The sequence below is a fragment of the Geodermatophilus sp. SMS 5-13 genome (assembly GCF_059428245.1).
Genome location: NZ_CP165729.1, coordinates 1 through 26,775, shown reverse-complemented (window position 1 = coordinate 26,775; position 26,775 = coordinate 1). Strand labels below are relative to the sequence as shown.

The 26,775-nt window shown below is 72.2% G+C and carries 24 protein-coding genes and 3 rRNA genes; 16 read left to right on the top strand and 11 right to left on the bottom strand.

Features of this window, described 5'->3' with window-relative positions; genetic code table 11:
* The first annotated feature begins 128 nt into the window (after positions 1–128).
* Positions 129–1,022 carry a CPBP family intramembrane glutamic endopeptidase gene (locus tag AB3388_RS00135; RefSeq protein WP_495408723.1) on the top strand — a complete coding sequence of 298 codons (894 nt, stop codon included), beginning with the start codon at positions 129–131 and terminating at the stop codon, positions 1,020–1,022.
* A gap of 4 nt (positions 1,023–1,026) precedes the next feature.
* Here AB3388_RS00135 and AB3388_RS00130 read toward each other — a convergent pair whose 3' ends face one another.
* Positions 1,027–1,470 (bottom strand): SRPBCC domain-containing protein, encoded by a 444-nt coding sequence (locus AB3388_RS00130; RefSeq protein WP_495408722.1) that lies wholly within the window; start codon positions 1,468–1,470, stop codon positions 1,027–1,029.
* Positions 1,471–1,483: 13 nt separating this feature from the next.
* Positions 1,484–2,287, bottom strand: a complete 804-nt coding sequence (locus tag AB3388_RS00125) for a class I SAM-dependent methyltransferase (protein ID WP_495408721.1) — start codon at positions 2,285–2,287, stop codon at positions 1,484–1,486.
* A 185-nt stretch (positions 2,288–2,472) separates the two neighbouring features.
* Between AB3388_RS00125 and AB3388_RS00120 the strand changes: the two genes are divergently transcribed.
* Positions 2,473–3,030, top strand: coding sequence for a dihydrofolate reductase family protein (locus tag AB3388_RS00120; protein WP_495408720.1), 558 nt, complete (start codon positions 2,473–2,475; stop codon positions 3,028–3,030).
* A 31-nt stretch (positions 3,031–3,061) separates the two neighbouring features.
* On the opposite strand, the gene AB3388_RS00115 is transcribed toward AB3388_RS00120, so the two are convergent.
* On the bottom strand, positions 3,062–3,535 hold the full coding sequence (locus AB3388_RS00115) for a DUF309 domain-containing protein (RefSeq protein WP_495408719.1): 474 nt from the start codon (positions 3,533–3,535) through the stop codon (positions 3,062–3,064).
* A gap of 174 nt (positions 3,536–3,709) precedes the next feature.
* Between AB3388_RS00115 and egtA the strand changes: the two genes are divergently transcribed.
* From egtA to egtE, 10 genes are all read left to right on the top strand, one after another.
* Entirely contained in the window at positions 3,710–4,975 is a 1,266-nt protein-coding gene (gene egtA, locus AB3388_RS00110) for an ergothioneine biosynthesis glutamate--cysteine ligase EgtA (RefSeq protein ID WP_495408718.1), read from the top strand.
* Entirely contained in the window at positions 4,972–6,246 is a 1,275-nt protein-coding gene (egtB, locus tag AB3388_RS00105) for an ergothioneine biosynthesis protein EgtB (RefSeq protein WP_495408717.1), read from the top strand. The genes egtA and egtB overlap by 4 nt, the downstream gene beginning before the upstream one ends.
* A 2-nt stretch (positions 6,247–6,248) precedes the next feature.
* Positions 6,249–6,941 carry an ergothioneine biosynthesis protein EgtC gene (egtC, locus tag AB3388_RS00100; RefSeq protein ID WP_495408716.1) on the top strand — a complete coding sequence of 231 codons (693 nt, stop codon included), beginning with the start codon at positions 6,249–6,251 and terminating at the stop codon, positions 6,939–6,941.
* Positions 6,942–6,943: 2 nt separating this feature from the next.
* Positions 6,944–7,906: an L-histidine N(alpha)-methyltransferase gene (egtD, locus tag AB3388_RS00095; RefSeq protein ID WP_495408715.1), complete on the top strand. Its 963-nt coding sequence runs from the start codon at positions 6,944–6,946 to the stop codon at positions 7,904–7,906.
* A 127-nt stretch (positions 7,907–8,033) separates the two neighbouring features.
* A complete protein-coding gene (locus AB3388_RS00090; protein WP_495408714.1) occupies positions 8,034–8,354 on the top strand; it encodes an EthD family reductase in 321 nt (106 codons plus the stop codon).
* Between the two features lie 87 nt (positions 8,355–8,441).
* On the top strand, positions 8,442–9,251 hold the full coding sequence (locus AB3388_RS00085; protein ID WP_495408713.1) for a DUF4397 domain-containing protein: 810 nt from the start codon (positions 8,442–8,444) through the stop codon (positions 9,249–9,251).
* An 11-nt stretch (positions 9,252–9,262) separates the two neighbouring features.
* Positions 9,263–9,910: a class F sortase gene (locus AB3388_RS00080; protein WP_495408712.1), complete on the top strand. Its 648-nt coding sequence runs from the start codon at positions 9,263–9,265 to the stop codon at positions 9,908–9,910.
* Positions 9,911–9,954: 44 nt separating this feature from the next.
* Positions 9,955–10,533 carry an RNA polymerase sigma factor gene (locus AB3388_RS00075; RefSeq protein ID WP_495408711.1) on the top strand — a complete coding sequence of 193 codons (579 nt, stop codon included), beginning with the start codon at positions 9,955–9,957 and terminating at the stop codon, positions 10,531–10,533.
* Entirely contained in the window at positions 10,511–11,248 is a 738-nt protein-coding gene (locus AB3388_RS00070; protein WP_495408710.1) for an anti-sigma factor, read from the top strand. The genes AB3388_RS00075 and AB3388_RS00070 overlap by 23 nt, the downstream gene beginning before the upstream one ends.
* 28 nt (positions 11,249–11,276) lie before the next feature.
* A complete protein-coding gene (gene egtE, locus AB3388_RS00065) occupies positions 11,277–12,395 on the top strand; it encodes an ergothioneine biosynthesis PLP-dependent enzyme EgtE (RefSeq protein ID WP_495408709.1) in 1,119 nt (372 codons plus the stop codon).
* A gap of 45 nt (positions 12,396–12,440) precedes the next feature.
* Here the strand turns inward: egtE and AB3388_RS00060 are convergent, their stop codons facing one another.
* The 5 genes from AB3388_RS00060 to alc form a co-directional block, all read right to left on the bottom strand.
* Positions 12,441–13,439, bottom strand: coding sequence for an SPFH domain-containing protein (locus AB3388_RS00060; RefSeq protein WP_495408708.1), 999 nt, complete (start codon positions 13,437–13,439; stop codon positions 12,441–12,443).
* 116 nt (positions 13,440–13,555) lie between these two features.
* Complete coding sequence (locus tag AB3388_RS00055) at positions 13,556–14,932, bottom strand: 8-oxoguanine deaminase (protein WP_495408707.1); 1,377 nt, start codon at positions 14,930–14,932, stop codon at positions 13,556–13,558.
* Positions 14,933–15,002: 70 nt separating this feature from the next.
* Positions 15,003–16,598: a methyl-accepting chemotaxis protein gene (locus AB3388_RS00050; protein WP_495408706.1), complete on the bottom strand. Its 1,596-nt coding sequence runs from the start codon at positions 16,596–16,598 to the stop codon at positions 15,003–15,005.
* 78 nt (positions 16,599–16,676) lie between these two features.
* Positions 16,677–16,994 (bottom strand): DUF4333 domain-containing protein, encoded by a 318-nt coding sequence (locus tag AB3388_RS00045; protein ID WP_495408705.1) that lies wholly within the window; start codon positions 16,992–16,994, stop codon positions 16,677–16,679.
* 96 nt (positions 16,995–17,090) lie between these two features.
* Positions 17,091–18,209 carry an allantoicase gene (gene alc, locus AB3388_RS00040; protein ID WP_495408704.1) on the bottom strand — a complete coding sequence of 373 codons (1,119 nt, stop codon included), beginning with the start codon at positions 18,207–18,209 and terminating at the stop codon, positions 17,091–17,093.
* 87 nt (positions 18,210–18,296) lie between these two features.
* Between alc and AB3388_RS00035 the strand changes: the two genes are divergently transcribed.
* The 4 genes from AB3388_RS00035 (at position 18,297) to AB3388_RS00020 (ending at position 21,134) form a co-directional block, all read left to right on the top strand.
* Positions 18,297–19,076, top strand: coding sequence for a PadR family transcriptional regulator (locus AB3388_RS00035; protein WP_495408703.1), 780 nt, complete (start codon positions 18,297–18,299; stop codon positions 19,074–19,076).
* Between the two features lie 95 nt (positions 19,077–19,171).
* Positions 19,172–19,534 carry a GntR family transcriptional regulator gene (locus AB3388_RS00030; RefSeq protein ID WP_495408702.1) on the top strand — a complete coding sequence of 121 codons (363 nt, stop codon included), beginning with the start codon at positions 19,172–19,174 and terminating at the stop codon, positions 19,532–19,534.
* Positions 19,531–20,436, top strand: coding sequence for an ABC transporter ATP-binding protein (locus tag AB3388_RS00025; RefSeq protein ID WP_495408701.1), 906 nt, complete (start codon positions 19,531–19,533; stop codon positions 20,434–20,436). Before AB3388_RS00030 ends, AB3388_RS00025 begins: the two co-directional genes overlap by 4 nt.
* A complete protein-coding gene (locus AB3388_RS00020) occupies positions 20,433–21,134 on the top strand; it encodes a hypothetical protein (protein ID WP_495408700.1) in 702 nt (233 codons plus the stop codon). Before AB3388_RS00025 ends, AB3388_RS00020 begins: the two co-directional genes overlap by 4 nt.
* 145 nt (positions 21,135–21,279) lie before the next feature.
* Here the strand turns inward: AB3388_RS00020 and rrf are convergent.
* From rrf to AB3388_RS00005, 3 genes are all read right to left on the bottom strand, one after another.
* Positions 21,280–21,396 (bottom strand): 5S ribosomal RNA (rrf, locus tag AB3388_RS00015).
* Between the two features lie 121 nt (positions 21,397–21,517).
* Positions 21,518–24,648: ribosomal RNA gene (locus AB3388_RS00010) — 23S ribosomal RNA — on the bottom strand.
* A gap of 473 nt (positions 24,649–25,121) precedes the next feature.
* A 16S ribosomal RNA gene (locus AB3388_RS00005) occupies positions 25,122–26,645 on the bottom strand.
* Together the 16S, 23S and 5S rRNA genes form the textbook arrangement of a ribosomal RNA operon.
* Positions 26,646–26,775: the final 130 nt, after the last annotated feature.

Here is a 26,775-nt window from a genome sequence, read left to right as displayed (position 1 = left end):
CCCACCGGACCTCCGGCGCGACAGCGCCGCCTCCCGCGGGTCGGAAGTGAGCGGCAAGTCACCGGCAAGCCCCCTGCCCGACGGTCCGTGCCGACAACGCACCGACCAGCCCAGGAGAACGAACCGCGATGACCACCCAGCTCGAACCGGCCCCGTCCCTCGCGCCGGCCCGCCGCCCCTCGCCGTGGAAGGAGATCGGCGTCTTCCTCGGCACCACCGCGGCGCTGTCCGCCACGACGACCGCGATCGCCCTCGCCGAGCACGCCGACGTCCGCGCCGTCGAGGACGCCACTCCCCTCGCCCAGGCCGCCCTCTACGGCCAGGCGCTGATCCCCGTCATCGCCGCCGTCGTCGCCAAGCTGTCCACCGGCTCGCTGCGCCGGCCCGGCTTCGGCTTCCGCCGGACCTCGTGGCGCAGCCTCGGCATCGCCTGGGCGTGGGCCCTGCTGCCGGGACTGACCGCCGCAGGCATCGTCTGGGCCACCGGCGCCGGCGGCTTCCGCACCGAGGGCCTCGGCCCCATGGTCCCGCTCGGCCTGACGGTCCTCGTCCTGCCGTACGTGCTGCTGGCGCTCGGGGAGGACGTCGGCTGGCGCGGCCTGCTGGTCACCCGGCTGGCCGAGGTCGCCGGCCCGCGCACGGTCGTGCTGGTCAGCGGGCTGATCTGGTCGGCCTTCCACTGGCCGCTGATCCTCGTGCTCGGCGGCACCCCGACGGGCGTCGACGAGTGGTGGGCGGTGCTCTGGTTCACCGTCGGGACGACGGCGATCGGCGCGGTGCTGGCCTCCATGCAGCTGCGCTGGGGCCTGTGGCCGGGGGTGCTCGCGCACGCCGTCCTCAACGCCACGATGTACCACGTCATGGAGCCGCTCATCGAGGACACCGGCCGCACCAACTGGTTCGCCACCGAGACCGGCATGGTCTACGCGCTGGTGCTCGTGGCCGCTGCCGCCGTCTTCCTGCGGTGCTACCCGCTGGCCAGGGCCGCGGACGGCGGCACGGTCGCCGCCGGGCGCCGCTGAGACGTCAGGGCCGGGCGCCGGTCGCCGACCGGCGCTCGGCCTGGACCTTGAGGCCGGCGCAGAACTGGCGGAACGACGGGTTGAGGTCCGGCGTGCTGCGCTCGGTGACGAAGGACAGCGGGCCGGTCTGCTGCTCGCGGACGGTCACCAGCGTGCTGCCGTCGTCCTGCCCGTCGAGGGAGTAGGTCCGCTCGATGACCGCCAGGCCGAACGGCAGCCCGCCGCGCCAGCGCATCGCCTCCGGCGGGCGCAGCTCGACGACGGTCACCGGGAACGGCCGGGTGCGGATCATGGTCGCGTAGATCGTCAGCCGCTCGCCGAGCGCCACGCGGCCGTCGACGCGGTCGACGCCGGATTCCCAGTCCCGCCAGCCCCCGACGTCGGTGAGGATCTCCCAGACGACCGACGCGGGTGCGTCGATCCGGGTCGCCGCCTCGTAACTGCGCACGGGTCCTCCTCGGTCAGGGCCGGACGCCGATCACCTGCAGGTAGGTGTTGGGCACCAGGACGCCGGGGGAGCCACGGCTGTAGCTGCCCCACATGTCGACGAACTCGTCGTGGAACGCCGCCCGGCCGGCCTCGTCGAGCCGCTCCCAGGCCACCCGCACCGGGGCGTACCAGTCGATGTAGCGCTGCCACTGCACCTCGACCGAGGGCGCGGTGAAGTCGACGGCGCGCTCGGTGTAGCGCAGCTGCACCCCGCGCCGGCCGAGCAGCTGGTCCACTCCGTCGCGGGTTCCCCAGCGCAGCAGGTCACCGGGGTGGTCGCCGGGGTCGTGCCGGCGGATGAGCTCCAGCAGCTTGCCGCCGGGCGCCTGCGGCACCCAGCAGGTCAGCCCCAGCCGGCCGCCGGGCCGGAGCACCCGCACCAGCTCGTCGGCGGCCCGGTCGGCGTCCGCGGCGAAGACCACGCCGATCGTCGAGGTGACGACGTCGAACGAGCCGTCCTCGTACGGCAGCGACTGCGCGTCGGCGATCGCGGTCTCGAAGGACAGCCCCTCCAGCTCCGCCCGCCGGCGGGCGTGCTCCAGCAGCTCGGGGACGATGTCGGTGCACAGGACGTCGGCGTCCCGCCGGGCGGCGGCCAGCGCGGTGTTGCCGGTGCCCCCGCCGACGTCGAGCAGCCGCTCCCCCGGCCGGACCTGCAGGTCGGCGACGAGCTGCTCGCTCGCGGGCACCAGGCGGACGCCGACCCGCTGGTAGTCGCCTACCGCCCACAGCTCGCGGATCCGCTCGGCGCTGGGGACGGTGGACGGGGAGGCCATGCCCCGCAGTGTGCTCCGCGTCACAAGGCACGCCAACCTGGTCCCCGGTCTCAGCCCGCGGACACCGGGACGGCAGCGCTCCGGCCGAGGAAGGCGAGCAGCCGATCGATGAGCTCCGGGTCCTGCGCAGGTCACAGCCTCCAGGGCCACCGAGAGACCGACGCGCTCGTACCCGGAGGAGACGCATGGCCAAGCTGATCTACTCGATGATCACCTCGCTGGACGGTTACGCCGCGGCAGCCGAGGGCGACCTCGGCACCGGCGCCGAGGACGAGGAGGTGCACACCTTCATCGGCGACGTCTTCCGCCCCGTCCGCACGTTCCTCTACGGCCGACTGATGTACGAGACGATGGTCTTCTGGGAGACCGCGCACACCCTCCCCGACGCACCGCCGCACATCCTGCAGTACGCCCGCGACTGGCAGGCCGCGGAGAAGGTCGTCTACTCCACGACGCTGGAGTCGGTGTCGAGCGAGAGGACCAGGATCGAGCGCGCCTTCGACCCGGACGCGGTGCGCACGCTCAAGGCCGAGGCCGATCACGACCTCAGCGTCGACGGCCCCACCCTCGCCGCCCAGGCCATCGCGGCCGGACTGGTGGACGAGTACCACCTCTTCATCACCACGAGCGTGGTCGGCGGCGGCAAGCGGTTCTTCCCCGACGGCGTGCGCCTCGATCTGGAGCTGGTCGAGGAACGGGCCTTCCGCAGCGGGCTGCTCTACGCGCGCTACCGGACCCGCTGAGCCGCACCGGTGGTGGCCCACGCCGACCCTGCTATCCCTGCTGATCCGCCCCGGCGGTGAGGCGTGGCGGGGCGCCGGTGCCGCCGTCCTGCGCCCAGCGGACGAGCGCGGTCACGGCGACCCCGTGCGGCGGAGCGGCCGCGTAGGGCGCGAGGTTGCCGGCGCCGCGCTCGATCAGCGTCGCCGCGCCCCGGGTGTTGCCGCGGGCGGCGTGGGTCAGGCCGACGGCGAGCTGGGCCAGGCCGCGCCACAGCCGGCGCTCGGCCTCCGGCGCGCTCTTCCACGCGTCCTCGAGCACCTCGTGGGCGTGGAACGGCCGGCCGGCGTCGAGCAGCGCCTGCGCCTCGGCGAGCGCGGCGTCCGGCGTCCGGACGACGCCCTCCGGCGCCCGCTCCTCCCCCTCGGCGCCGTACGGCAGCGGCCGGCCCAGCGCGTCCCGGGGGCGGGCGTTGCGGGCCCGGCCCGCGGCGTCCCGGTCCCGATCCCGGTCGGTCGAGGAATCCACGGACCGATCCTCTCCCGAACACCGTTCGGCCACTGTTTCCGTCAGAGGGGCTTGATCCCATGGCGGAGCGGGGGAGGATGGCTAGCCGAGGACGGCCACGCACGACCTGGGCCGCCCCCGCACCGACCCGCGGTCGCAGGTTGACCGGTCCGGACCTGGAGGGGGTGGGGCCCCGTGGCCCCCGTTCCGAGAACGTGTCCCACGTCGTTCCGCTCGGCCCTCGGCGAGGCGGTCGAGCACGTCACCCGCGCCGCGCTGCGGCCCAGCGCGGTCGGTCCCGTCGGCCTGGAGCTGGAGGGGCACCTCGTGGACCTGGCCGCGCCGGGTCGCCGGGTCACCTGGCCGCGCATCCGCGCCGTCGTCGACGCCCTCGGCCCGCTGCCCGGCGGGAGCCGGGTGACCCTGGAGCCGGGCGGGCAGGTGGAGCTGTCCGGACCGCCGCTGGCCGGCGTCGCCGCCGCGGTCGGCGCGCTGCGGGCGGACCGGCGCGTGCTCGCCGGCGCCCTCGCCACAGACGGCCTCGGGGTGGCGCTGCTCGGCACCGATCCGCTGCGCCCGCCCACGCGGGTGCACCCCGGCCCCCGCTACGCGGCGATGGAGCAGCACTTCGCCGCCGTCGGCTGCCGCACGGCCGGGCTGGCGATGATGACGTCGACGGCGTCCCTGCAGGTCAATCTGGACGCCGGCCCGGAGTCCGGCTGGCGCGAGCGCGTGGCGCTGGCCCACCGGCTCGGCCCCGTCCTCATCGCGGTCTCGGCCTGCTCGCCGCTGCTGTCGGGACGGCGGACCGGCTGGCGGTCGAGCCGGCAGCACGTCTGGGGCGACCTCGACCAGGCCCGCTGCGGGCCGCTGCTCGGACGCGGCGACCCGGCCGGCGAGTGGGCCGCCTACGCGCTGTCCGCGCCGGTGATGCTGGTGCGCGGCGGCGACGGCGGCGCGCGGCCGGTGCGCACCCGCACCGCCTTCGCCGACTGGCTCACCGGCGAGGCCGACCTCGGCCGCCGTCCCACGACCGACGACCTCGACTACCACCTGACCACGCTGTTCCCGCCGGTCCGGCCGCGGGGCTTCCTCGAGATCCGCTACCTCGACGCGGCGCCCGAGCCGTGGTGGCCGGCCCTGGCCGCGGTCACCGCGACCCTGCTCGACGACCCGGCCGCCGCCGACCTCGCCGCCGCGGCCAGCGAGCCGGCGGCCGGCGCCTGGGACCGCGCCGCCCGCGACGGCCTGGCCGACCCGGTGCTGCACCGAGCGGCCGTCGGCTGCCTCGGTGCCGCCGTCGACCGGGTGCCCGCCGGGCTGCGCGGCGAGGTGGAGGCGCTGGCGGAGCTGGCGGAGCGCGGCGCGAGCCCCGGCGACGCCGTCCTGTCCGCCGCCGGGCGGGGCGGCCCGGTCGCCGCCCTGCTGTCCGCCACCGAGATCCCGGAGGGAGCGGCATGACCGTCGCCGACGACCTCGCGCACCAGCTCGCCGGGGCCCGCGACCGCACGCTGGCGCTCACCGACCAGGACGAGCCCGAGCTGCTGCGCCAGCACGACCCGCTGATGAGCCCGCTGGTGTGGGACCTCGCGCACATCGGCCAGCAGGAGGACCTCTGGCTGCTGCGCCGCGGCGACGCCCGACGGGAGGGGCTGCTGCCGCCGCCGGTCGAGGCGCTCTACGACGCGTTCACCCATCCACGGGCGGTGCGGGACAAGCTCCCGCTCCTGCCGCCGGTGGAGGCCCGGGCGCTCTGCCGGGAGGTGCGCAGCCGGGTGCTCGACCGGCTGGAACACCTGGGGGCGGACGACGACCCGTTCGACTTCGCCATGGTGGTCAGCCACGAGCAGCAGCACGACGAGACGATGCTGCAGACCCTGCAGCTGCGGTCCGGCCCGCCGCTGCTCGGTACCGGCGCTCCCCTGCCGCCGGGGCGGCCGGGGGTGGCCGGCACCTCGGTGCTCGTCCCCGGCGGGGAGTTCGTGCTGGGCGTGGACGCCGCCGACGAGCCGTTCTCGCTGGACAACGAGCGGCCGGCGCACCGGGTCGACGTCCCGGCCTTCCGCCTCGGCCGGGTGCCGGTCACCAACGCCGAGTACGCGCGGTTCGTCGCCGACGGCGGGTACGCGCAGCGCCGCTGGTGGTCCGACCGCGGGTGGGCGCACCGGGTGGCGGCCGGGCTGCAGCGCCCGGAGTTCTGGGGGGCCGACGGCACCCGCACCCGGTTCGGGATCGTGGAGGAGTTGCCGCCCGACGAGCCGGTGCAGCACGTGACCTTCTTCGAGGCCGAGGCCTACGCCGCCTGGGCCGGGGCGCGGCTGCCCACCGAGGTCGAGTGGGAGAAGGCCGCGGCGTGGGACCCCGCTGCCGGCCGCCGGCGCCGCTTCCCGTGGGGCTCGGCCGAGCCGACCGCCGCGCTGGCCAACCTCGGCGGCGGCGCCCTGCGACCGGCACCCGCCGGCGCCTACCCGGCGGGCGCCTCCGCGTACGGCGCCGAGCAGCTGATGGGCGACGTCTGGGAGTGGACGTCGTCGCCGTTCCGGCCCTGGCCCGGCTTCCGGCCGATGCTCTACCGGCAGTACTCCGAGCCGTTCTTCGGCGGCGACCACCGGGTGCTGCGCGGAGGCTCCTGGGCCGCCGCGCCGTCGATCCTGCGGCCGAGCTTCCGCAACTGGGACCACCCGGTCCGCCGGCAGATCTTCAGCGGCATCCGGCTCGCCTGGGACGCCTGACCATGTGCCGCCACCTGGCCTGGCTCGGCCGGCCGAAGACCCTCGCGGAACTGGTGCTGGAGCCGCCGTCGTCCCTGCTGGTGCAGTCGTACGCGCCGCGGCGGCAGCGCTACGGCACGCTCAACGCCGACGGCTGGGGCGTCGGCTTCTACGTGCCCGGCCGCGCCGAGCCGGCGCGCTGGCGCTCGGCGCGGCCGCTGTGGGGCGATGCGTCCTTCGCGTCGCTGGCACCGGTTCTCGAGAGCGGCTGCGTGCTGGCCGCCGTCCGGTCGGCGACCGTGGGCATGCCGATCGAGGAGTCCGCCGTCGCCCCGTTCAGCTCCGGACGGTGGCTGCTCTCGCACAACGGCCGGGTCGAGCGGGCGGTGCTGCACCCGGCGCCGGACCCGGAGTCGACCGTCGACAGCGCGCTGCTGGCCGCGATGGTGTTCGACCGGTGCGCCGAGGTCATGGGCCGGACGGTGCTGGAGGTCGCGGGCCGCGATCCGACCGCGCGGCTGAACCTGCTCGCCACCGACGGCACCCGGCTGCTGGCCACGACCTGGGGCGACACCCTGTCGTTCCTGATCACCGACGACGGCACCGCGCTGGCCAGCGAGCCGTGGGACGACGACCCGGCGTGGACCGACGTCCCCGACCGGCACCTGGTCGAGGTCACGCCGGACGGCGTCTCGCTCACCCCCCTGGAGGACTGACCGTGCAGCTCACCTACCACCTGGACCCGGACGACGCGGCGGCCGAACTGCGCGCCGACGCCCTGTCCGGGCTGACCGCGACACCGAAGTCGCTGCCGCCGCGGTGGTTCTACGACGAGCGCGGCAGCGAGCTGTTCGACCGCATCACCCGGCTGCCCGAGTACTACCCGACCCGGGCGGAGCGGGCGATCCTCGACGCGCGGGCCGGCGAGATCGCCGCGGCATCCGGCGCCGACGTGCTGGTCGAGCTGGGCAGCGGCACGTCGGAGAAGACCCGGCTGCTGCTCACCGCGCTGCGGGACGCGGGCACGCTGCGCCGGTTCGTGCCCTTCGACGTCGACCCGTCGGTGCTGCAGCTGGCCGGCGCCGCGCTCGCCGAGGAGTACCCGGGGCTCGAGGTGGAGGGCGTGGTCGGCGACTTCACCCGGCACCTGGGGGAACTGCCGCGGGCCGGCCGGCGGCTGGTGGCCTTCCTCGGCTCGACGATCGGCAACCTGGAGCCGGCCGAGCGCACCGCGTTCCTCGCCGACCTGGCCGGCACGCTGGAACCGGGCGACTCGTTCCTCCTCGGCACCGACCTGGTCAAGGACGCCGACCGGCTGGTCCGCGCCTACGACGACGCCGAGGGCGTGACCGCGGAGTTCGACCGCAACGTGCTCGCGGTGCTCAACCGCGAGCTCAAGGCCGACTTCGACCTCGACGCGTTCGCGCACGTCGCGCGCTGGGACGCCGAGCGCGAATGGATCGAGATCTGCCTGCGGTCATCGGCCGACCAGGTGGTCCGCGTGGCCGAGCTGGACCTCGAGGTGCCGTTCGCCGCGGGGGAGGAGCTGCGCACCGAGATCTCGGCGAAGTTCCGCCGGGACGGCGTCGAGCGGGAGCTGGCCGCGGCCGGCCTGCGGATGACCGCCTGGTGGACCGACCCGGACGGCGACTTCGGCCTCTCGCTCTCGGTGCCGGCGTAGCCCTGCCGTAGCCGCGGGCCTACGCGGAGAGAGGGCAGGCCAGGGCGGGGCCGGCCCCGGCTCCCGCGCGGCCTCGTCCGCGAGAAGTGTTCGCCGGGTCAGCCCTGCCCGAGCAGAAGGGTTCCCCATGTTCACCGTGTCGTTCGTGGTGTACGAGAAGGCCGGCATGCCCCGCGAGGAGGCGCTGCGCTACTGGCGCGAGGAGCACGTCGCGATCGTCTCGAAGCTGCCCGGCCTGCGCCGCTACGTGCAGCAGCACGCCGTCGCTGCGCCCGAGGGGGAGCCGCCGTTCCTCGGCTACGCCTACATCCAGTTCGACGACCAGGAGGCCTTCGCCGCAGCGGCCGCCGGCCCCGAGTTCCAGGCGGCCATCGCCGACCTGCCCAACTTCGCCGACGACACGAGGCTGCCGACCGCGTTCGTCGAGGAGATCGTCGCCGTCGGCTGACCGGGCCGGGACGACGGCCTGCATCCAGGTCCCGGGCCCCTGCGGAAGAGGCGGGTGACAGACCCCCTCGACCCGGAAGGAATCCCCGTGACCCGGACCCGCACGGTCGCGCTCGCCGCCGGCGCAGTCGGCACGCTCCTCGTGCTCGGCGCCCCGCCGGCACTGGCCGCGGACACCGCCACCGTCTCGATCCTGCACGCCGTCCCCGCCACCCCGGTCGACGTCTACGCCAACGGCGAGGAGTTGATCCCGGACTTCCGGCCTGGGACGCTGACCGACCCGCTGCAGCTGCCCGCCGGCTCCTACGACCTGGCGATCTACCCCGCCGGCGCGGACCCGGCGACCACCCAGCCCGCCGCGCAGGCCGACGACGTGGCCGTGCCGGCCGGCGCGAACGCCACCGTCGTCGCCCACCTGACGGAGAGCGGCACGCCGGTGATCACGCCGTTCGTCAACGACACCTCACCGGTACCGGCCGGGCAGGCGCGGGTGGTCGTCCGGCACACCGCCGCTGCCCCGGCCGTCGACGTCCGCGCCGGCGGCACCCCGGTCATCCAGGGCCTGGCCAACCCACGGGAGCGTTCCCTGACCGTGCCCGCCGGGACGGTCACCGCCGACGTCACCCTCGCCGGCACCGACACCGTCGCGCTCGGCCCGGCCGACCTGCAACTGGCCGAAGGCGCGACCACGATCGTCTACGCCTGGGGCTCCCAGGACGCCGGCTTCGAGCTCGCTGCCCAGACGCTGACGGGCATGTCCTCAGCGCCGTCGGGCATGCCGGCCGGCAGCGCTGGTCTGGTGGACGACGACCTCCCGCTGCCGCTGGCCGGCGTCGCGCTGACCGGACTCGCCGTCGCGGTGCTCGCCGGCCGGCGGCTGGTCACCGCCCGCGGCTGAGGACGACGACCGTGCGACCCGCCGCTGCCGTCGCGGTGCTGGGCGCCGCCCTGGCCGTCGGCACCCCGGCCATCTGGGCGCTGACCCGGCCGGACGCGGCGGCGGGGGCACCGGTCGCCGAGGTTCTCCAGATCCCGCACGCGCCGGTGGTCCCGGACGGCGACGTCCCTTCCGTGGCCGTCCGGGACGCCGCACCGGGCCGGGACTCCGCCGTCCCGGCGCCGGCGCGGCTGACCGTCCCCGCCCTGGAGATCGACGCGCCGATCGACCCGGTCGGGGTGGTCCTCGACGGGCAGATGGAGATCCCGGCCGACGTCTCCCGGGTGGGCTGGTACCGCTTCGGCCCCGCGCCGGGACGCGAGGGGAACGCCGTGCTGGCCGGGCACGTCGACGATGCCGACCAGGGGCTGGGCGCACTCGCCGCGCTCCGCGAGATCGCCGTCGGCACGGAGGTGCTGGTCGGCCATGCGGACGGCGGCACGAGCAGATGGCGGGTGGTGGGCCGCGAGTCGATCGGCAAGCAGGCGCTGCCGACCGAGGCAATGTTCGCCCGCGGCGGGCCGCCCCGCCTCGTGCTGGTCACCTGCGGCGGACCGTTCCTCGCCGACTCCGGCCACTACCGGGACAACGTGGTGGTCGTCGCGGAGCCGGCCCCGTGACCGGGGTCGCACTCCGTCGCCCGCGCCTCGGTAGCGTGCGACTCGTGGCGACCGAGGACCCGCGCGCGTCCGCCGAGCCGGACGACGCCGAGGTCGCCCGGCGCTTCGCCGCGGGGGAGGAGCAGGCGCTGGCCTGGGCCTACGAGCGCTGGGCCGGCCAGGTGCACGGCATGGCGGTCCGCGCCTTCGGTCCCGGCCCGGACGCCGAGGATGTCACCCAGCAGACCTTCGTCTCGGCGTGGACGGGGCGGGCCGGCTACCGCGCGGACCGCGGTCCGCTGCCCGCCTGGCTGATCGGCATCTGCCGGCACAAGATCGCCGACACGTGGGAGCGCCTGGACCGCCAGCGCCGCGCCGCCGAGGCCGCCGTCCTCGACGCGCCCGCGGCGACCGCGGCGATCGACACCGCCGTCGCCGACCGGGTGCTGCTGCTCGGCGAGCTGGACCAGATCGGCCAGCCGCAGCGCGGCATCATCGAACTGGCGTTCTACGAGGACCTCACGCACGCCCAGATCGCCGCCCGGACCGGGCTGCCGCTGGGGACGGTCAAGAGCCACATCCGGCGCACACTCGAACGCCTGAGGACGCGGTTGGAGGTGGATGGTGCAGCACTGCACGCCTGAGCAGCTCGCGCTGGCCGCCCTGCGCGAGCCGCTGCCCGCCGCGGACGCCGAGCACCTGGCCGGCTGCGCGCAGTGCCGGCAGGAGGTCGCGTCCCTGCGGCGCCCGGTCGACGCCCTCGCGGTGCCCGAGCTCGCCCCGCCGTCCGGCTCGGTCCCACCGCCGCCCTCGGTGTGGGACGCGATCGCCGCGCGGACCTCCGTGACCGCCCGGCCGCGGCCCGACGTCGTCGCCTCGCCGCTGCTGCCCGCGCCCGAGCCGCCGCCGCCGGCCACGGTGATCCCGCTCCGGCGGTCGGTCCGGCCACGGCTGCTCGTCGCGGCCGCCGCCGTGCTGGTGGCCGTCGCCGGCACCACCGCCGTCGTCCTGGCCACAAGGGACGACGCCACCGTCGTCGCCGCCACGGCGCTCGACCCGCTCGACGACGCGCCGGCGTCGGGCGAGGCACGGGTGGTCGAGCGGGACGGCGAACGGCTGCTCGAGGTCGACCTCACCGCGCCCACGCCCGACGACGGCTTCTACGAGGTGTGGCTCATCGACCAGGGCATCCAGGGCATGTACCCGGTGGGCACGGTCCGCGAGGGGACGACGGACCTACCCCTCCCCGACGGGATCGACCTCGCGCGGTACCCGGTGGTCGACGTCTCGGTGGAGCCGCTCGACGGCGATCCCGCGCACTCGGGCGACTCGGTGGCCCGGGGCGTCCTCGCCGGCTGACCGCCCCCCGTCGCCTAGCGTCGGACCCGTGGCGCAGCTTCCGCACGAGGACCTCGGCGACTCCTGGCGCGCCGTCCGCCCCCGCCCGGCCGGGCGGCACCTGGACAGCGCGGCGTGCAGCCGGCAGAGCTCACGGGCGCTCGACGCCGCCGCCCACCACGCCCGGCACGAGGCCGAGCTCGGCGGCTACGTGGCCGAGGCGACCGCAGACGACCTGCTGCAGCAGGGCCGCTCGGTGCTGGGCGGGCTGGTCGGGATGGCCGCCGCGGACGTCGCGTTCGTCGAGTCGGCGCAGTCGGCCCTGATCGCGCTGCTGACCGGCTGGCGGCTGCCGCACGAGAGCCGGGTGGCCTGCCTGCCCGGCGAGTACGCGCCCAACGTCGCCCAGCTGCGGGCCTTCGGCCTGCGCCCCGAGCCGATGCCGGTCGACGGGCTCGGCCGCGCCGACGTCGACGGTCTCGAGCGGCTGCTGGACTCCGATCCGCCGCGGTTCGTGCACCTCACCCACGTCGGCAGCCACCGTGGCGTGCTGCAGCCCGCGGCCGAGGTGGCGTTCCTCTGCCGCGAGGCCGGCGTCCCCCTGGTGATCGACGCGGCCCAGTCCCTCGGGCACGCCGACGTCGACGTCGGCGCCGACGCGGTCTACTTCCCCGCCCGCAAGTGGCTGGCCGGGCCGCGCGGGGTGGGCGTGCTCTGCGTGCGGCCCTCGCTCGCCCGGCAGCTCACGCCGGTGCTGCCCGAGCCGGAGGGCGTGCCGCCGCTGCGCGCGTTCGAGTCGGGGGAGGCGCACGTCGCCGGCCGCGTCGGGCTGGTGGTCGCGGTCGGCGAGCACCTCGCGGCCGGGCCCGACCGGGTGCGCGAGCGACTGGCCGCGCTGGGCCGGGCGACGCGCGAGCTGGCCGACGGCGTCCACGGCTGGGCGGTCGTCGAGCCGGTGGACGAGCCGACGGCGATCACCACGCTGCGCCCGCCGGACGGGGTCGACGTCCTCGCGACCCGCACGCGGCTGCTCTCCGAGCACGGCATCGTCGCCACCGCGATCGGCCCCGAGCGGGCGCCGGGCGAGCTGACCGGCCCCGTCCTGCGCGTCTCCCCGCACCTGGACGCCACCCTCGACGACCTCGAGGCCTTCACCACCGCCCTCTGACGGGGTTTCGCGCGCGAAAGCGCGTGCGCTTTCGCGCGCGAAACCTCAGGGGGTGCCGGTCACCGCGAAACCGGCACCGGGGGCGTAGGTGGTCAGCCCGGAGGGCAGCGACTTGAGGATGTCGATCTGCGCGCAGGTCGGGCAGGCGTCGTAGCCGCTCTGCCGGGCCGCGTCGGCCTGCGCGTCGACCTGCGCCCGCTGCAGGGCCGCCTGCGACTCGGTCACCCCGGCGAAGGCGGCCTGCGCCTGGTTGATCGCCTCCTGCACGTTCTCCGGCAGGTCGACCTTGCTCAGCACGAAGCGCGGGTGGATGAGGACCGGCACGCCCAGCACGGTGTCGACGTCCTTGGTGAACGCCTCGTTCACGGCGTCCTGGACCTGGTTGATGGTCAGGTTGCCGTTCGCGTTCGGGTCGATCGCCGCGGCCTGGGCGCTCGGGTTGGCCGCCAGCGAGCAGGAGGCGACCAGGTCGGCGCACTCGACGTTGCCGATCTCCTGGCGCAGCACGTTCTGCACGAGGTTGCCGAGCGTGAACTCGAGGAAGGCGCTCCAGCCCTCGTCGCCGTCCCAGGCGTACGTGGCGTCCCCGCCGGGCACGGGATAGGTGCGGGTCCCGTACTTGTCGTCGAACGCCCGCATGACGTCCCCGTCGGTGTAGTTGACGTCGAAGTAGAAGGTGCCCTCGACGCCGACGAGGACGCCGTCCTTGGTGGGGACGTTGATGACCTCGTTGGAGTCGGCGTTCTCCGCGCCGCTGACCTTGAAGTTGCGCTGGGTCGACGGGTAGGGGTGCTCGGTGGAGAACAGCCCGGTCGAGGTCAGCCCGGAGTTGGGCTGGATGACCTGGCGGATGCTGTTGTCGTCGAACGGCCCGCCGTTGCGGACGACGAGGACGTGACCGCCGTCGGCCTTGGTGTACCCGGCGAGGAACGCGACGCCGGGCACGACGGCGGCGACGACCACGACGACGGCGATCCCGAGGACGATGCCGATCCGCCGGCCGCGGGAGAGTGGGCGCTTGCGGATCGGTGCGGCGTCGGACACGCGAGAGACTCCCGGGGACGGCGGAGAACGGCCGCGCGGACTCTAGGACCGCGGAGGCGAGCCGCGGCGGAGGCCGGGCGCAGATCCACCTGAACGTGTCCGAATCGGTTTCGCAATCAGTCGAGGGCCGTCTGCATCGCGGCCGACACCCGGCGGTGGACGGCGAGCTGCTCGTCCAGGCCCGGGTGGACGGGGACGCCGTCCTCGACCACCAGCCGCCCGGCGACGACCGTGTGCCGGGCCGCCACCGGCCCGCAGCGCAGCCAGGCCTCGACCGGGTCCGACAGCGCCCCGGCGAACGCGACCCCGGTCAGCGGCCACACCGCCAGGTCGCCGCACGCGCCGACCGAGAGCTCGCCGATCTCCCCGGCCCGCCCCAGCACCGCTGCCCCGCCGCGGGTCGCGATCTCCAGCGCGTCCCGGGCCGACATGGTGGCCGCGCCGCGGCGCAGCTTGCCCAACAGCAGCGCCGTCCGGGCCTCCAGCCACAGGGACGCCGAGTCCGCGGACGACGAGCCGTCGACACCCAGCCCGACCGGCGCGCCGGCCGCCCGCAGCTCGGCCACCGGCGCCATCCCGCTGCCCAGGATCATGTTCGACGACGGGCAGTGCGCCGTCCCGACCCGCGCCGCCCCGAGCCGCTCGATCTCGCCGGCGTTGGGCCACACGGTGTGGGCCAGCCACACCCGGTCGCTCATCCAGCCGACGTCGGCCAGGTACTCCACCGGCCGGCGGCCGAAGCGCTCGAGGCAGAAGGCGTTCTCGTCCTGCGTCTCGCACAGGTGGGTGTGCAGCCGGACGTCGAGCTGATCGGCCAGCTCGGCGGTGCGGGCCATCAGCGCCGTCGAGACGCTGAACGGCGAGCACGGGGCCAGCGCGATCCGCGTCATCGCCCCGGGCGAGCGGTCGTGGTGGGCCGCCACCAGCCGCGTCGAGTCGGCGAGGATCTCGTCGTCGTCCTGGACGACGGCGTCCGGCGGCAGCCCGCCGTCCTTCACCGACAGCGACATCGAGCCGCGGGTGGGGTGGAACCGCATGCCGAGGTCGCGCGCCGCGGCCACCTCCGCCGAGATCAGGTCACCGGCGCCGCGCGGGTGCACGTAGAGGTGGTCCGCCGAGGTGGTGCAGCCGCCCAGCGCGAGCTCGACGAGGCCCACGTAGGCGCTGACGTAGGCGGCCTCCTCGTCCAGCCGCGCCCACAGCGGGTAGAGCGTGATCAGCCAGTCGAACAGCTCCCCGGTCAGCGCGGGGGCGAAGGCGCGGGTCAGGTTCTGGTACAGGTGGTGGTGGGTGTTGATCAGCCCCGGCGTCACCAGGCAGCCCCGCGCGTCCAGCGTGCGGACGGCGTCCGGCCGCGGGTCCGTGCCGGCCCCCACCCCGCTGATCCGCCCGTCGGTGACGGCCACCCAGCCGCCGGCGAGCTCCCGGCGGGCGTCGTCCACGGTCGCCACGAGGTCGGCGTCGGTGACCAGCAGGTCGGCGCGCTGCTCCACGGCGCCATCCTGCCCAAAAAGAGCGGCGCCGCCGCCCCGGAGGGCGACGGCGCCGGAAATGGCCCGCTGTTCAGACGGTGAACTGCGCGACGCGCCCCTGCAGCTCCGCCGCCATGCCGGCGAGCTGGTCTGCGATGGACCGCGACTCCTCGATCCGGCGGGCGCTGTCCTCGGTCGAGCCGGTGACGGCGTGCGCGCCGGCGGCGATGTCCCGGCTGCCCTCGGCCGCGACGCCGATGTTGCGGTCGATCTCGGCCGCCGCGGCCGTCTGCTCCTCGACGGCGGCGGCGATCGTCTCCTGCAGCGCGTTGATCCGGCTGACCGTCTCGCCGATCTGGCCGACGGCGGTCACCGCCTGGCCCGAGTCGTCCTGGATCGCCTGGATGCGGCGGGAGACGTCCTCGGTGGCCTTGGCGGTCTCCTGGGCCAGCTCCTTGACCTCGTTGGCGACGACCGCGAAGCCCTTGCCCGCCTCGCCGGCCCGCGCCGCCTCGATCGTGGCGTTGAGAGCCAGCAGGTTGGTCTGCTCGGCGATGCCGGTGATCACCTTGATGACGTTGCCGATCTCCGCCGAGGAGTTGCCCAGCTGGGTCAGCGTCCCGTTCGTGCTCTCCACGATCTGGACGGCGTCGTTGGCGACGGAGGCCGCCTCCTGCGCCGAGCGCGAGATGTCCCGGATGGAGGCCGTCATCTCCTCGGCGCCGGTGGCCAGCTGGCCGACGTTGCCCGAGACGGTGGCCGCGCTGCCGGACACCGACTGCGCGTGCTGCAGGCCGGTCCGCGCGGCGTCGACCACGCTGGCGTTGGCCCGGGTCAGGTCACCGACCAGGCCGGTGATCGAACCGGCCGAGGTGACGACGCCGGAGACCATCCCCCGGATCCGGCCGATGCCCTCCGACAGCGCGGCGCTCATCTGGCCGAGCTCGTCCTCCGACGTGTCGGTGAGCTCGTGGGTCAGGTCGCCGCGGGCCAGGGCGTCCACCGACGCGCGGACCGTGGCGAGCCGGCTGCGGATGCCCCGGGCGAGCAGCACGCCGAGGCCCAGGGCCAGCACGACCCCGACGGCGAGCAGGACCAGGGTGACGGTGCGGTTGGTCGAGAACGCGTCGGCCATGTCGGCGCGGCTGCTCTTCTCGTCGTCGACGAGGGCCTGGGTGAGCGCGCCGATGTCCTTCTGCGTCTTGAGGTACGCGGCGGTCGCGGCGTCGCCCAGCACCTGCGCGTTGGGATCCAGGGCGGCGGTCGCGGCGCGGTAGGCGGCGTCCTTGGCGGCCATGTCCTTCCAGTCCGCGGCGATGGCCTGGGCATGGGCCCGGAGCTCGCCGGGGGTGTTGGCGACGAGCGCCTCGACGTCGGCGTCGGTCGCCGCCTTCGAGTCCGCCTGCAGCCCGCTCTGCATCTGGGCGATGTCGAGCTGGCCCTGGACGGCGGAGAGCGCCGCGACGAGGCCGTGCACCGAGTAGGCCTGGAAGTCGTCGGTGAGCCGGCGCAGGTCGGCCAGCGGGGTCACGTCCCGGGCCGAGTTCTCCTCCACCTGGCCGTGGATGGAGCTCATCTGGCCGACGTTGACCAGGCTGAGGGTGACCATGAGAGCGGCCACGGCGAGGAAGGCGGCGATCAGCCGCAGGCGCACGCTGCGGCGCAGGAATCGGGGGGTGAGGGACACCGGGGGTTTCTCCAGATCACGACGGATGTATCCCTCGGATATCGGCTCCGGGCCGGACGGTAGTGACCGAGACGGCGGTCACCCCTCCGGCTGCGGCTCCTGATCCACCTGGACGTCGAAGCTGGCCGTGCCGCCTTCCACCTTCCGCACGGTCACGGTGACGCCGTACGCGCCGTCGAGGCCGGCCGCGGTCAGCGTGCAGCGCGCCGTGGCGCCGACCTTCGCCTCGAGGTCGTCGGGGCAGGTGACGTCGGGGCGCGCACCCACCTGCTGCTCCAGCGTGTCCTCGGCGGCGGTGGCGACGTCGTCGGCCGTGACGGTGGCGGTCCCGCACCCGGCGAGCCCCAGCAGGACGGCGGGGACGGCGGCGGACAGGACCAGGCTGCGGCGGGGCACGGCGCACTCCTCGGCGAAGGACGGCGGGGAAAGCGGCGACCCTAGCCGCCCACGCCCCGGCGCAACACCCGCTTCCGCGACCCCGGCCGGGCCACCTCAGCCCGGCCCGTCCAGCAGGCGGGCCACCGCCTCGGGCAACGCCCCCGCCAGCGGGCGGCGGCCCACCAGCCGGCCGGCGTCCGCGGGCGGCACACCCTCCGCACCGAGCACCTCCAGCGCCTGGACGTCGGGCAGCGCGTCGAACCAGCGGCGGCCGAGCGCCGCCCGGCCGGCCGGCGTCGGGCGGCCCCAGAGCCGCAGCCGCGCCATGCCGCCGTCCGGGAAGACGTCCAGCCGCACCGTCGAGACCCCCGGGACGGGGGGCAGCACGAACCGGTGCCGGGTGTCCGGCTGCAGCCGCGTGCGGGGCAGCAGGGTCACCTCGCCGCCGTCGGTGAGCCCGGTGAGCGCGGCGCTGCCCGGCGCGTTGCCGAGGAAGTAGGAGGTGTCCAGCTCGGCCAGGGTGACGACGCCCTCGCAGGCCAGCGTGACCTCGACCCAGTCGTGGCCGGAGTCCCGCCGGCGCGCGGTCTCCCAGCCCTCGCCCATCGACCGCGCGGGCCCGGGCGCGATCAGCTGCGCCGGGCGGCCGTAGAACTCATCGCTGACCGCGGTGACCCGGCCGCCGTTCTCCAGGGCCGCGAGGTCGAACGGGCCGGCGTCGAGCAGCCGGGGATCCGGGACGGCGACCCCGTGCACCCGCAGCCGCGCCACGCCGCCGTCCGGGTGGATCGCCAGCCGGACGTGGGTGAGCCGCCGGTCCGCGTCGACGGCGAAGGCGTTGGCGGTGTCCCCGGCGAGCGGCGAGAGCGGCAGCAGCGGCTGCCAGTCGGCCTTCTCCAGCTCGACGACCGTGGGATGCCCCTCCACCGCGGTGCCCTCCAGCGAGGCCCGCGGCGGGAAGTTGCCGGTGAAGAAGGCCGTGTCGACGACGACGCCGGCGACGATCCCCGGCGTCCCCAGCCGCACGATCGCCCAGTCGTGCCCCGGCGACCGGCGCCGACGGGTCTCCCAGCCGTCGTACTCCTTGCCCCTGTGCCCGAACTCCGCCCGCGCGGCCGGCGGCGCGTCCAGCACCAGGTTCTCCTTGGCCGCGAAGAACTCGTCGTCGGCCGCGACGACCGCGCCGCCGAGGGACCGGGCGGCGAGGTCGGGGAGTCTTCGGAAGTCGCTCATCGCGGATCACTCTCGCACGGCACCGGCCTTGTCAATCGACACAACGCGATATATCGTGAGTGCGTCACTACGACTAGGAGGTGTGCCATGAGGCCCACAGATCCGTGGTCGCGGCACAGCCGCCACCACTCCCCGTTCGACGCGCCGGACCCCGACGGGCGCCGGCGCCACCCCGGCCGCGACTGGGCGGACCGTCCGCACGGTCGCCGGCACGGCCGGCCGGGCGCCGGCTTCGGCGGCCCGGGCGTCCCACCCATCCCCCCGGTTCCCCCGGTCCCGCCGGACCCCGGGTTCGACCCGGAGTTCGGTCCCGGCTTCGGCCCGCGCGGTGAGCGCGGCCGCGGTCACCGCCGTGGGCGGCCCGGTCGGGCCGGCCGTGGCGACGTCCGCACGGCGATCCTGAAGCTCCTCGCCGAGGAGCCCATGCACGGCTACCAGCTCATGCAGGCCGTCGCCGACCGCACGAGCGGCGCATGGCGCCTGTCGCCCGGCGCGGTCTACCCGACCATCGCCCAGCTCGAGGACGAGGGGCTCGTCCAGGTCAGCAGCGAGGGCGGGCGCAAGCTCGTCACGCTGACCGACGCCGGCCGGGCCCACGTCGACAGCCTCGGCGACGTCGACCCGTTCGCCACCTTCGGCGGGGGCGAGGAGCGCGTCGACCTGCGCGGCGCGATCGGCGAGCTCATGGGGGCCGCCGGCCAGCTGGCCCGGGTCGCGGACCCGGAGCAGCTCGCCGCGGCGGCGAAGGTGCTCGCGGACGCCCGGCGGGCGCTCTACCTGATCCTGGCCGGCGAGCCCGGGACGACCGGCGGCCAGACCGGCGAGCAGGCCGGCGACCCGGCCGGCGAGGAGCCCGCGTCGAGCTGAAGGTCTTGCGGGGCGGAGCCCGGCGGTTCTATGGTTCATTACGTGAGTAATGAACCGATGAGCCGCCGGGCTCTTCTCGTGCGCGCCGAGGCGGCGTGAACGAGGACGGCGGTCCGATCTTCCGGCAGATCGCGACGCAGCTCGAGGACGCGATCGTCGACGGCTCCCTGCCCGAGGAGAGCCAGGCGCCGTCCTCCAACGAGCTGGCGGCGTTCCACCGGATCAACCCCGCGACCGCGGCCAAGGGGCTCAACCACTTGGTGGCCGACGGCGTGCTCTACAAGAGACGAGGAGTAGGGATGTTCGTCGCCACCGGCGCCCGCGACCAGCTGCTCAAGCGGCGGCGCAGCGAGTTCGCCGACCAGTACGTGGTGCCGCTGCTGGCGGAGGCCGGCAAGCTGGGCATCTCCGTGGCCGAGGTGCGCGCGATGCTGACCGAGAAGGGCGAGCTCGCGTGACCGCCGCCGTCACGCTCGAGGGCGTCACCATGCGCTTCCGCGACCAGCTCGCGCTCGACGACGTCAGCGCGATGATCGAGCAGGACTGCATCACCGGCCTGCTGGGCCGCAACGGCGCCGGCAAGACGACCCTCATGCAGCTGATCACCGGCCACCGCGTGCCGACCGGCGGCCGCGTCGAGGTGTTCGGCGGGCGGCCCTACGAGAACGACGCCGTCCTGAGCCGGACGGCGTTCATCAAGGAGGGCCAGCGCTACCCCGATCACTTCCGGGTGCGCGACGCCCTGGCCGCGGCAGCCATGCTCTTCCCGAACTGGGACGACGACCTCGCCCACTCCCTGCTGCGGGACTTCGACCTGCCCGAGAAGCGGCCCGTCAAGAAGCTCTCCCGCGGCATGAACTCCGCCGTCGGCATCGTCATCGGGCTCGCCTCGCGGGCCGAGCTGACCCTGTTCGACGAGCCCTACCTGGGCCTGGACGCCGTGGCGCGGCAGCTCTTCTACGACCGGCTGCTCGCGGACTACGCCGAGCACCCGCGGACGATCCTCGTCTCCACGCACCTCATCGAGGAGATCGCCGACCTGCTCGAGCACGTGCTGCTCATCGATCGCGGCCGGGTGCTGCTCGATGCCGCCGCGGAGACCCTGCGCGGCAGCGCCGTCACCGTCACCGGCCCGCGTCAGCGGGTGGAGGAGTTCGGTGCCCGGCACGACGTCCTGCACACGGAGTTCCTGGCCGGGTCCGGTCGCGCCGTCGTCCGCCTGACCGGTGAGGACGACGCGACCGCCGCCGGTCTGTCCGTGGAGCCGACGTCCCTGCAACAGCTGGTCGTGGCCCTGAGCCGCCGCACCGCCGAGCACGACCGCACGCCCCGCACCGACCTCGAGGAGATCTCCCGATGAACCGCATCGTGGCCGCCGCCCGGCTGCACCTGGTGCACCCGCTCGTGGCGCTGGGCGTGCCGTGGCTGGTCGTGGCCTCCAGCTTCGCCATCAACTGGCTGATCTGGAAGCTCGCCGGCATCCCGGACATCCCGGACGCGGGCAACTTCACCGGCGGCGTCGCGGCGCTCTACATCACCGTGATGATCGTGTACGTCCAGGCGGTCACCCAGCTGCTGCCCTTCGCCATGGGCCTGAGCCTCAGCCGGCGCACCTTCTACCTCGGGACGGCGCTCATGGGCGGCGCCCAGGCACTCACGTATGGCGTGGCCCTCGCGGTACTGACGGCGATCGGGCGCGCCACCGACGGCTGGGGAGTGGGGCTGCACTTCTGGGCGCCCGCCGGCATGGAGGTGGACAACTTCTTCCTGCAGATCGTCGTCTCCGGCGTCCCGATGCTGGCCTTCATGGCCGCCGGCGTGGGCATGGGCGTGGTCTACAAGCGCTGGGGCCAGAGCGGGGTCTGGGGACTCAGCATCGGCGGGATCCTGGTGCTCGGCGGCCTCGGCGTCCTTCTGACGTGGCTGGACGCCTGGCGCTCCGTGGGGACCTGGTTCGCGGACCAATCGGTGGCGACGCTGGCCGTGGGTCTGCCGCTTGCGCTGACCGCGGTCCTCGGGCTCCTGGCCTTCGCCGGCCTCCGCCGCACCGTCCCCTGACCCCACGCGCTTTCGCGCGCTCGAGTGCGGGGGCTTTCGCGCGCCTAAGTGCGGGGCGTTTTCGGGCTGGCGTGCCCGGTGGGTGGTGCGGGCATGCCGAACGGGGCCCGCAGCCTGGTGGCTGGGGCCCCGTCCGGGAATGGTTGTCCGGCGGCGTCCTACTCTCCCACCCCGTCCCCGGGGCAGTACCATCGGCGCTGAGAGGCTTAGCTTCCGGGTTCGGAATGGGTCCGGGCGTTTCCCTCTCGCCATGGCCGCCGTAACGCTGTGAACATGTCAGACCAGGCACCCGTTGTACGGAGTGGGCCGGTTTGTGCGTTCAGAACCGCACAGTGGACGCGAGACTTCCCTTTTTGCTGCCGCCGCGGGGGCGTGAGGGTGTGTGAGTCAAGTCCTCGGCCTGTTAGTACCGGTCAGCTGCACACCTTGCGGTGCTTCCACTTCCGGCCTATCGACCCGCTGGTCTGGGCGGGGGCCTTACCCTCTCATGGAGGTGAGAGACCTCATCTTGAAGCGAGCTTCCCGCTTAGATGCTTTCAGCGGTTATCCCTGCCGAACGTAGCCAACCAGCAGTGCACCTGGCGGTACAACTGGCACACCAGAGGTTCGTCCGTCCCGGTCCTCTCGTACTAGGGACAGCTCTTCGCAAGTCTCTTACGCGCGCGGCGGATAGGGACCGAACTGTCTCACGACGTTCTAAACCCAGCTCGCGTACCGCTTTAATGGGCGAACAGCCCAACCCTTGGGACCTACTCCAGCCCCAGGATGCGACGAGCCGACATCGAGGTGCCAAACCATCCCGTCGATATGGACTCTTGGGGAAGATCAGCCTGTTATCCCCGGGGTACCTTTTATCCGTTGAGCGACACCGCTTCCACCTGCCGGTGCCGGGTCACTAGTCCCAGCTTTCGCTCCTGCTCGACCCGTCGGTCTCGCAGTCAAGCTCCCTTGTGCACTTGCACTCGACACCTGATTGCCAACCAGGCTGAGGGAACCTTTGGGCGCCTCCGTTACATTTTGGGAGGCAACCGCCCCAGTTAAACTACCCACCTGACACTGTTCCTGATCCGGATCACGGACCGAGGTTAGACATCCAATTCGACCAGAGTGGTATTTCAACGGCGACTCCACGGACACTGGCGTGCCCGCTTCACGGTCTCCCACCTATCCTACACAAGCCGAACCGAACACCAATATCAAGCTGTAGTGAAGGTCCCGGGGTCTTTCCGTCCTGCCGCGCGTAACGAGCATCTTTACTCGTAGTGCAATTTCGCCGAGCCTGTGGTTGAGACAGCTGAGAAGTCGTTACGCCATTCGTGCAGGTCGGAACTTACCCGACAAGGAATTTCGCTACCTTAGGATGGTTATAGTTACCACCGCCGTTTACTGGCGCTTGAGTTCTGAGCTTCGCACCCGAGGGCACTAACCCGTCCCCTTAACGTTCCAGCACCGGGCAGGCGTCAGTCCGTATACATCGTCTTACGACTTCGCACGGACCTGTGTTTTTAGTAAACAGTCGCTTCTCACTGGTCTCTGCGACCCCCCACCGCTGCCCCGCGCGAGGCGGTTGACGGCGAAGGGTCCCCCTTCTCCCGAAGTTACGGGGGCATTTTGCCGAGTTCCTTAACCACAGTTCGCTCGATCGCCTCGGTATTCTCTACCTGACCACCTGAGTTGGTTTGGGGTACGGGCCGCTCGGAACTCGCTAGAGGCTTTTCTCGGCAGCATAGGATCATCGGATTCGCCTCATTCGGCTATGCGTCAGGCCTCACCCTGCATGCGGAACGGATTTGCCTGCTCCGCGGGCCACACCCTTGCACCGGTACCACCACTCACCGGCCCGACTACCTTCCTGCGTCACCCCATCGCTTGCCTACTACCGGTCCGGGTCCCACGCTCGACCACGCTCCGCTCGAAAGCTCGGCGTGGCGTCGGGTGGTTAGCATCGCCGGGTTCGGCATGGACGCTCCTTCGCGGGTACGGGAATATCAACCCGTTGTCCATCGACTACGCCTGTCGGCCTCGCCTTAGGTCCCGACTCACCCTGGGCGGATTAGCCTGGCCCAGGAACCCTTGGTCTTCCGGCGGGGGAGTTTCTCACTCCCCTCTCGCTACTCATGCCTGCATTCTCACTCGCGTGGCGTCCACGGCTGGATCCCTCCGCCGCTTCACCCACCACGCGACGCTCCCCTACCCACCCCAGCCCCTGGCCGGCCCCTACGAGGACCGGCGGAGTACACGCTGGAGTGTCACGGCTTCGGCGGTGTGCTTGAGCCCCGCTACATTGTCGGCGCGGAACCACTTGACCAGTGAGCTATTACGCACTCTTTCAAGGGTGGCTGCTTCTAAGCCAACCTCCTGGTTGTCTCTGCGATCCCACATCCTTTTCCACTTAGCACACGCTTAGGGGCCTTAGCCGATGATCTGGGCTGTTTCCCTCTCGACTACGAACCTTATCGCCCGCAGTCTCACTGCCGCGCTCTCACTTACCGGCATTCGGAGTTTGGTTGACTTCAGTAAGCTTGTGGGCCCCCTAGGCCATCCAGTGCTCTACCTCCGGCAAGAAACACGCGACGCTGCACCTAAATGCATTTCGGGGAGAACCAGCTATCACCGAGTTTGATTGGCCTTTCACCCCTACCCACAGCTCATCCCCCAGGTTTTCAACCCTGGTGGGTTCGGTCCTCCACGCGGTCTTACCCGCGCTTCAACCTGGCCATGGGTAGATCACTCGGCTTCGGGTCTAGAGCACGCGACTAGAAGCGCCCTGTTCGGACTCGCTTTCGCTACGGCTACCCCCCACGGGTTAACCTCGCCACGTACCGCTAACTCGCAGGCTCATTCTTCAAAAGGCACGCAATCACCCCGCCACACGGATGCGGCTAAGGCTCTCACGGCTTGTAGGCACACGGTTTCAGGTACTATTTCACTCCCCTCCCGGGGTACTTTTCACCTTTCCCTCACGGTACTTGTCCGCTATCGGTCACCAGGGAGTATTCAGGCTTAGCGGGTGGTCCCGCCGGATTCACACCGAATTTCACGGGCTCGGTGCTACTTGGGAAACAGATCCGGGAGGCGACACGCTTTCGTGTACGGGGCTCTCACCCTCTACGGCGACCCCTTCCAGAGGCCTTCCACTAGCGACGCCGCTTTCTCACTCCCCGCCACTCCGGCAGAAATGGCTGGATCGTCCCACAACCCCGACCGCACAACCCCTGCCGGGTATCACATGCGACCGGTTTAGCCTCCTCCGCTTTCGCTCGCCACTACTCACGGAATCACGGTTGTTTTCTCTTCCTGTGGGTACTGAGATGTTTCACTTCCCCACGTTCCCTCCACACGCCCTATGTGTTCAGGCGCGGGTCACACCACATGACTGGTGCGGGGTTCCCCCATTCGGACATCCTCGGATCAACGCTCGGTTGGCAGCTCCCCGAGGCTTATCGCAGCCTCCCACGTCCTTCATCGGCTCCTGGTGCCCAGGCATCCACCGTGTGCCCTTACCAACTTGACACACAACAATTCCGCCCCCACCACCACACCCCGACAAGGGGCCCGGCGGTCCGGGCGGGCCTACACGCTCTGCAAACCACAGAGCTCAAAAAGATGCTCGCGTCCACTGTGCAGTTCTCAACGAACAAACAGCCACCATCCGCCGGCGTTCCCGCCGAACCCGCGCCGCGCGCGGTGGTCCGGAAACCGGATGGCCCTGTCGAGGAAGCCCCACCCCCACCCGGGGACGGGCCCGCTCCCTCAGGACCCAACAGCGTGCCTACGACCCCGGTCCCCGCGTCCCACCCCGGTCCACGCAGCCCCTCGCGGGGCTGCAGTACTGGGGGCCGGCGCGGGCCGGCGGCCGAACTGGTCAGCGTTCCACCCTCGAGCACCATCCAGACAACCCGCGGCCCACCGCAGATGGCGGACCGTCACCGTGCTGGCATGGCTCTGCACCGACCCGCGGATAGCGGGCCGGCGAGTGCTCCTTAGAAAGGAGGTGATCCAGCCGCACCTTCCGGTACGGCTACCTTGTTACGACTTCGTCCCAATCGCCGATCCCGCCTTCGACGGCTCCCTCCCACGAGGGGTTGGGCCACCGGCTTCGGGCGTTACCGACTTTCGTGACGTGACGGGCGGTGTGTACAAGGCCCGGGAACGTATTCACCGCAGCGTTGCTGATCTGCGATTACTAGCGACTCCAACTTCATGGGGTCGAGTTGCAGACCCCAATCCGAACTGAGACCGGCTTTTTGGGATTCGCTCCACCTCACGGTATCGCAGCCCTTTGTACCGGCCATTGTAGCATGTTTGCAGCCCTAGACATAAGGGGCATGATGATTTGACGTCATCCCCACCTTCCTCCGAGTTGACCCCGGCAGTCTCCCATGAGTCCCCACCATCACGTGCTGGCAACATGGAACGAGGGTTGCGCTCGTTGCGGGACTTAACCCAACATCTCACGACACGAGCTGACGACAACCATGCACCACCTGTGCACGGCCCTTACGGACCCCCCATCTCTGGGAGATTTCCGTGCATGTCAAGCCTAGGTAAGGTTCTTCGCGTTGCATCGAATTAAGCAACATGCTCCGCCGCTTGTGCGGGCCCCCGTCAATTCCTTTGAGTTTTAGCCTTGCGGCCGTACTCCCCAGGCGGGGCGCTTAATGCGTTAGCTGCGGCACGGAGACCGTGGAATGGCCCCCACACCTAGCGCCCAACGTTTACGGCGTGGACTACCAGGGTATCTAATCCTGTTCGCTCCCCACGCTTTCGCTCCTCAGCGTCAGTATCGGCCCAGAGACCCGCCTTCGCCACCGGTGTTCCTCCTGATATCTGCGCATTTCACCGCTACACCAGGAATTCCAGTCTCCCCTGCCGAACTCCAGTCCGCCCGTATCGACTGCAGACCCGAGGTTGAGCCTCGGGATTTCACAGCCGACGCGACGAACCGCCTACGAGCTCTTTACGCCCAATAATTCCGGACAACGCTTGCACCCTACGTATTACCGCGGCTGCTGGCACGTAGTTGGCCGGTGCTTCTTCTGCAGGTACCGTCACCGAAAAGGCTTCGTCCCTGCTGAAAGAGGTTTACAACCCGAAGGCCGTCATCCCCCACGCGGCGTCGCTGCGTCAGGCTTTCGCCCATTGCGCAATATTCCCCACTGCTGCCTCCCGTAGGAGTCTGGGCCGTGTCTCAGTCCCAGTGTGGCCGGTCACCCTCTCAGGCCGGCTACCCGTCGTCGCCTTGGTAGGCCACTACCCCACCAACAAGCTGATAGGCCGCGGGCCCATCCCCAGCCGGAAACCCTTTCCACCACCAGACCATGCGGTCAGCGGACATATCCGGTATTAGCCCCAATTTCTTGGAGTTATCCCAGAGCCGGGGGCAGGTTGCCCACGTGTTACTCACCCGTTCGCCACTGATCCCCCACCGAAGCGGGTTCACCGTTCGACTTGCATGTGTTAAGCACGCCGCCAGCGTTCGTCCTGAGCCAGGATCAAACTCTCCGTAGATGATTTGATACCGGCTGAGAACCGCGACCTGACAGATCGCGATATCAATCAACCCAAAGAAACCCACAAAGGGGTTGTTACTTGGCACTGACTTTCGGCACGCTGTTGAGTTCTCAAGGAGCGGACGCGC